Source organism: Colwellia chukchiensis, from assembly GCF_002104455.1.
Classification (GTDB): domain Bacteria; phylum Pseudomonadota; class Gammaproteobacteria; order Enterobacterales; family Alteromonadaceae; genus Cognaticolwellia; species Cognaticolwellia chukchiensis.
In genome coordinates this window covers 214,739-220,738 of sequence record NZ_NBOC01000005.1, presented here as the reverse complement: position 1 = coordinate 220,738, position 6,000 = coordinate 214,739, and the positions used below count along the sequence as shown (strand labels likewise).

Here is a 6,000-nt window from a genome sequence, read left to right as displayed (position 1 = left end):
AGAAAGCATGAAATTCGATGTTGAAGAATACATCAAATACTATAACTCAGTTAGGTTACATACGAGCTTAAACGATATGTCGCCAATTGAATTTGAAAGTGTAAGGAAAAAGTGTGCGGCCTAGCTTGACCAGATCAGAAGGGTGTTCAACATCTCCATGCATTTTGTAAACAATAAGATCTCTTTTAGGGCGATTGTTTAGAAGTTGTTTACAGTTATGTTTTGTATCAGGAACCTTGCCTTCATTTAAAAATGCTTGTTCGATAAGAGGATCATAGTTAGTTGTCCAAATAGAAGAAATTGGTAATCTGGCAATAACTCTATGATTTTCAGATTCCTCAGTGTCTTCTACGAACTCTTCCAATATTTTTTGACTAATTTTAGATCTAGTTCGATTTTCATTTACGTGATATTGAGCAATAGAAACTAAGTCAGTTTCTTTTTCAATGTTTAAACCTAATTCTTGGGCTATGTCGCTCAATAACTCAGACCAATTAACAAAACCTGTTGGAATAGATAATCCCGCTCCAGCAAATACTGATGCTGAACCATCATGAAGGTGCTTTACATAGTCTTTAATAAATACTTCAATTTCGTTGCTAAATTCCATCTTATTGTTATTTTTCCTAAATAGAAGTCGTATAAGTAATTTATGGATTATTTATTCAATTTCAAGAGATTACACAAAATAATATTATAGTGACCTAATTTACTAAAATTGATATTGAACGAGGTCAAAAAAATTTAATTAAACAACCCACTTCCACCTTCAGCAGAAGGATGAGTTGCTTCATAAACTTCAGATAACTTCTTACGACTAACATGTGTGTAAAGTTGCGTAGTAAGGATGCTAGCATGGCCCAGCATTTCTTGGATGTGACGAAGGTCAGCGCCATTGTCTAACATTGTTGTCGCTGTATTGTGTCGGTATAGGTGGCACGCGCCACTACGATCAAATCCGGCTAATTTCACGTACTGTGATGCCATGTCAGACAACTTACCCGGCACATAGCGTTTGCCATTGTTAGCCAGAAATAATGCTTTTCCTGAACCGATGAAAGCAAACATTGGTCTGATCTTACCAATGTAGAATGCTAGCCACTCACACCCTCGCAAACTAATTGGCACTAAACGATCCTTTTTACCTTTGCCGTGGACTCGAACCAACTTGCTGTTGAAATCAATGTCATCAATATTTAGCTTAACTAATTCACCTCGTCTGATGCCCGTAGCAAAAAAGGTTTCAAGGATAGCGCGGTCACGTAAACCTTTAACCCCGAACAGCAGAGGCTGTTCTAGAATAGTTTCTATTTCTTCTACACTATAAAGTGCCTTGGGTATCTGCTCACCTTTTGATGGGAGTTCGATATTTTCAAGCGTATTTGTTGGCAGCAACTTTTTGATGTGCATGTACTTTACGAATGTTTTAACAAACGTAAGCAAGTTTCGTTTTTGTGCAGGGCATAGCGGCTGGTCATCAAGTGGCTTGCGGTACGCATTCAAATAGGCTGCGTAGTCATCCATTAGATCCAGATCTATTTGATCGATGCGAGTAACATTGCGGCCTATACACCACAGAAAAAACTTCTTAAGACCTCCACGCTTTCCACGAACCGTATCTGAGCTTTGTCCCCTGGCAAGACAAAGCTCAAAGTAGTACTTGGCACATCGCCAAATGCGATTAGTGGTAGGTTTGTCCATGTATCAACTCTTTTGCATATGACATACCTGTTTTCACATACGTTTTTGGTTCAGGTTTATGCCAATAAACAACAGGCTTGTCGCCATTTCGGATGCGGCCTACGCGATAACCAAGAGCAGAAATGATACTGCCATTGCTATCTACAGTGGGTATTACAATGCAACCTCTAAATAATTCATGCCCAGTAGAGCGAACTAATCCAGCGCGTTGTAAGCTACCGCGAATAGCGGCTCCCTCTGGTGTTCGAGCCTTAGGGATGTTTGTGCCCATCGTGCGATCACAGAAACCGATGTTCAAATCACATTTAAATTCATCGTCAATTCGACAACTACTAGCAACAAATTGTTGAGCTAAAGAGCTTGCCTGATATCGCTGCTGGTAATATTCAAAAGCTTGTTGAATATGGAAGTCATCTAGGTTGATTTGCCCTAAAACATCAAGGTATGTATTTTCAAGAAATGTGTTCATGATGCACCTCCCTCCAGCCCCATCGCCTTGCGTATAGACTCTCCTTTTAAAACAACGTTGTGTGCCTGATGAACGATTCGATCCAATGAAGCATCCGCAATCGTCGGGTCCTGGAATGCGTCATACCACTCATTTGTAGGGTACTGAGATGTAATGAGCCAAGAACCTTTTCTATCTCGGCTTTCTATCAGTTCAAACAATAAGTTTCTTTCAACTGCATTTAACGGTGTTATACCCCAATCATCTATTACCACGATCGGAGCTTTATTTAACCGCCGTTTAAAAGCGACTAACTTTTCATTCTTGTTCGCTGCAACCAACTGCAATACCAGCTCACTGTATCGAAAATAAAGCACAGGGGTTAATTCGTATATTGCGGCTCGCGCCAGCGCACAGGCAATATAGGTTTTACCTGTGCCTGTAGCACCGGTGATAATGATATGGTTTGCATTGTCCACCCAGGTTAGCTGCGCCAATTCATTTATCGTCGCTGGCTTCAGTGAAGGGTGAAGTTCATACTTGATATCTTCGATTAGGGCATTAGGCCAACGCAGCTTTGCTTGTTTTAGCAAATAAGCAATCTTGCGTTGACGAGTTTCACTTTCCTCTTGGCAGAGTAAATCATATAGCCTGTCGAGAAATCCCATTTCTTCAAATTCAGGTGATGCCAATTGTCGATTTAAAGCTTCTTTAACACCGGATAGCTTCAGTGTCGAAATAGCATTGAATACCTTATCTCTAAGCTTCATGATGACCTCCAAAATAATCAGCGCCACGAATGTTTTGGTGGGCTACATTTATCGAAGGAAGATCATCAAAGCCGTCGGCATCGTTACGCGCAGTAATGATTAGTGCGATATCGCTAGGAGTCGTAAGGCCATGTAGATTAGCGTACTCACACGCGTCAGCGAGAACGTCCTCACCGTTTTTTGTGGAGAGTTTCATCAAAGCCATACAACGCTTGCCTATGGCACGAGATTTAGCATTAGCCGTTTTGCTATACCACTTGGCAACCAATTTTTCGACGGATTCACCAGTATTTTTAGCCCACTTCAAATTGGCATCTTTATCCATACTTTTATAGTCAGCAAGGTGCTCTGCGGGCATATGCTCAAGCAATGTTGTTGCCCCCATCGGCTCGTCCTTTACAACGTGCGTAGCAATGAGTTTGCTCTCAAAAAAGACTCGGAGCTTGGACTGATCAACCACAATATTAACGATTTCACCGCGATGTTGATAAGGCACGGAATACTCATGTTTGAAGTACTTCACATGGTAATTTGCAGGCACTTTTTGCTTTAGGTTATCCACAATCATCAAATATGGTTCTACTGGCAGTAGCTGTAGAGCCTGTTTCTCATTGCGTTCAAACAGGTCATTGCGTGAGATATCCAAGCCTTGAAATGGCAAGTTGTTTAAAACCTCAACTTGGCGAACTAAATATTGATTAATTTCTTCCAAACTGAAAAACGTATGGTCCTGCGTCATAGGCCTTAAAATACGCTGTGTAACGAATTTTACGCCTAGTTCTGCATGCGCTTTATCTTGTGGTTTCCCAACCCGACACGTATCCATGATGCAGTTATAGTGATCACCAAACGCTGCAACATTATGAGTGAGATTGGCAATCAAACCAGGCTTAGCAACAAGTGCAGTCGCATTATCCATGGAGACAACTTCCGTCACCCCTCCGAAGTAATTAAACATTCGGGTCATGCCATCAATCCAATGCAATGTTTTTTCGCCATAGGTGGCATGAGCAAAGACTTTTTTACTTGCACCCAACACAGCAACAAAGACTTTGACCCACACTTTTTTACCACCAGAATGATAATAAATTTTATGCCCCGCATAATCGATATAAACCACCTCACCAGCAGGGTGGAGTTGCTTCATCGCTAATTTTGTTCGCTTCAATGCTTTATTGACGATGCGAAAAAAATGAGATCGACTCATTGCGGTGCTTGGATCTTTCGCAACATACTCCAAATACAACACTGAAGCCGTTTTGCCTTTACCTCTTGGCTTAGTTAACTCAACCACTATGTACTCGACGTCGGGTTGGCGCTTATAGCTATTGTTTTCTGTGATAGTCGGATAAAGTTTCTGCTTGAGTTCAGTGTCAGTTAGTTGCTGAGCTTCTTCATGAGTAACCTCTGCACGTTTACATCGTTTCTTTAACCTCATCATGGTTTGATGAGATACACCTACCAACTGCCCCAACTTACGAATACTGCTCGTAGGGAATACATCTATTGCTCGTATAGCCGAGCGGGTTTGAATTACAGTAATCATTTTAAATGCCTTCATTTCGTTAAAATAAAGGCGCAGACCAGCACTGTCTTTCAGAATAAACACTGAAAAACTTGACAGATACCGGTCGTTAAACGATAGTTAACGCATCGAGAGAACTATTTCGATACCAACTGTCAAAAGCCCATGAGTTGCCGCTCCGGGCTTTTGTCGTTTCTGCGCCAGTAAAAATTTACAACTACTACCTACAAGTTACTGTTTCACTTTTTACTCCTTCTTATTAAATGCCTGCTTTGCCAAAAATGCTGCCACGTCTTTTGCAAGTGCAAATCGGTTTCGACGATTTGGCATCACCAATGTTGGCACGGGAAAAGTATTTCGATTAATAGCCTGCTTTACCGCCGCAACGCTTCGATAATTCAATGCCCGTTTTAATTGCTCCAAATTTAGAATTGGTGAGTCATAAAGCTTGAGTAAGTCTGCTTCTAACTGCTTTGCCAATTCTTGCTTTTCTTTTTCGGTCAATGTCACCTCCAGTTTGATACCAATGGTGACTTCTTAGACTAGAATTAAACTCACCATCTCGTTAGTGCTTTGTTTTTATTAATAAAACAAAGTTAAAGACAAAGGTATGGATCGATTTTTAACAACGTATGCAGAACGAAGCAGCCTAGACAAATTTATTAATGCATTTAAATCAGTTGCTTGGCTTAGTTATGTCATCAACAAAAGAAATGGTTCGACTGTGTATAGCTTTACTCAGGCACAGGGGGCAACCGATCCAAAAATTCAACAAGCGTTAAATTCGGCAAACGAAATTCGCTTTTTATACAGAAAACAGAGTGGTGAAAGGCTCCGTGTTAATTCAAAAATTGAGATGTATGAAACATTAGTGCCAGGCTCGGCAAACATACTTGAGCATCCTTTATTTTGTTTTTTGAACAACCATTACCCTGAATATTGGCTTTACAACCCGCAATCGGTAGAAGCACAGGCTAGCAAGTTTCCCCACCAGCAAAGTAAATTGCTTTTGAGGTTAAATGCTCGTTTGTCACAAAAGTTAATCTCTCCCTTAAAGCATTCAATCATTGAACAGTTAGCTGAAGGTAATGAAATAGATGGACTAGCTGCTTTGCTGTTTTTATATCTGCTATGTCAAAGACAGTACGTTCGACCATCATTTTTCTGGAAACTCGAAAAACTTATGTTCCGGATAGTCATCAAAATGTTTTGCTTTAATTTCGATGCAAAGTGGGCATTTCAATTAATAAGAGCCATTCGACTCAAGCTTGATGATATTGACGATATGGCTTCAAATATCAAAATGGAAATTAAATCCAGTAAACATAAGTGTCGCTTCAGGCATATCTTCTTTCATCGCGTTACAAAGACAGGTTATTTATCAGATCTAATTAAACGCTCAAAAAACATTTATAACGCTTAGCTTTATTAGTATGGTCCATTTTGCTCGCATCAAGTGGTCCAAAGAAAAAGCACTGAGTGTACCGTTTACAAAACAACAACTGTTCCATTAAATGAGATTGTACAATTGGAAAATCCCATGTCCCGGGACCATT

Annotated in this window: 7 protein-coding genes and 1 pseudogene; 2 read left to right on the top strand and 6 right to left on the bottom strand. The window is 40.3% G+C overall.

The window, feature by feature from the left end; genetic code table 11:
* Positions 1-7: 7 nt before the first annotated feature.
* A pseudogene (locus B6K83_RS18705) lies at positions 8-55 on the top strand (hypothetical protein); the annotation flags it as partial.
* A 12-nt stretch (positions 56-67) separates the two neighbouring features.
* Here B6K83_RS18705 and B6K83_RS08645 read toward each other — a convergent pair.
* The 6 genes from B6K83_RS08645 to B6K83_RS08620 all read right to left on the bottom strand — a co-directional run bounded on the left by B6K83_RS08645 (position 68) and on the right by B6K83_RS08620 (position 4,948).
* The gene (locus B6K83_RS08645) at positions 68-610 is read right to left on the bottom strand and encodes an SIR2 family protein (protein ID WP_085284518.1); all 543 of its coding nucleotides are present in this window, start codon (positions 608-610) and stop codon (positions 68-70) included.
* Between the two features lie 134 nt (positions 611-744).
* The gene (locus B6K83_RS08640) at positions 745-1,701 is read right to left on the bottom strand and encodes a tyrosine-type recombinase/integrase (protein ID WP_085284517.1); all 957 of its coding nucleotides are present in this window, start codon (positions 1,699-1,701) and stop codon (positions 745-747) included.
* Positions 1,682-2,170: a hypothetical protein gene (locus B6K83_RS08635; protein ID WP_085284516.1), complete on the bottom strand. Its 489-nt coding sequence runs from the start codon at positions 2,168-2,170 to the stop codon at positions 1,682-1,684. The genes B6K83_RS08640 and B6K83_RS08635 overlap by 20 nt, the downstream gene beginning before the upstream one ends.
* Complete coding sequence (gene istB / locus B6K83_RS08630) at positions 2,167-2,919, bottom strand: IS21-like element helper ATPase IstB (RefSeq protein ID WP_085284515.1); 753 nt, start codon at positions 2,917-2,919, stop codon at positions 2,167-2,169. The genes B6K83_RS08635 and istB overlap by 4 nt, the downstream gene beginning before the upstream one ends.
* The gene (gene istA, locus B6K83_RS08625) at positions 2,909-4,528 is read right to left on the bottom strand and encodes an IS21 family transposase (RefSeq protein WP_085284514.1); all 1,620 of its coding nucleotides are present in this window, start codon (positions 4,526-4,528) and stop codon (positions 2,909-2,911) included. The genes istB and istA overlap by 11 nt, the downstream gene beginning before the upstream one ends.
* Positions 4,529-4,690: 162 nt before the next feature.
* The gene (locus B6K83_RS08620; RefSeq protein WP_198951671.1) at positions 4,691-4,948 is read right to left on the bottom strand and encodes a hypothetical protein; all 258 of its coding nucleotides are present in this window, start codon (positions 4,946-4,948) and stop codon (positions 4,691-4,693) included.
* 106 nt (positions 4,949-5,054) lie between these two features.
* On the opposite strand from B6K83_RS08620, the gene B6K83_RS08615 reads away from it, so the two are divergent.
* Positions 5,055-5,867 (top strand): hypothetical protein, encoded by an 813-nt coding sequence (locus B6K83_RS08615; RefSeq protein WP_085284513.1) that lies wholly within the window; start codon positions 5,055-5,057, stop codon positions 5,865-5,867.
* The last annotated feature ends 133 nt before the right edge of the window (positions 5,868-6,000 follow it).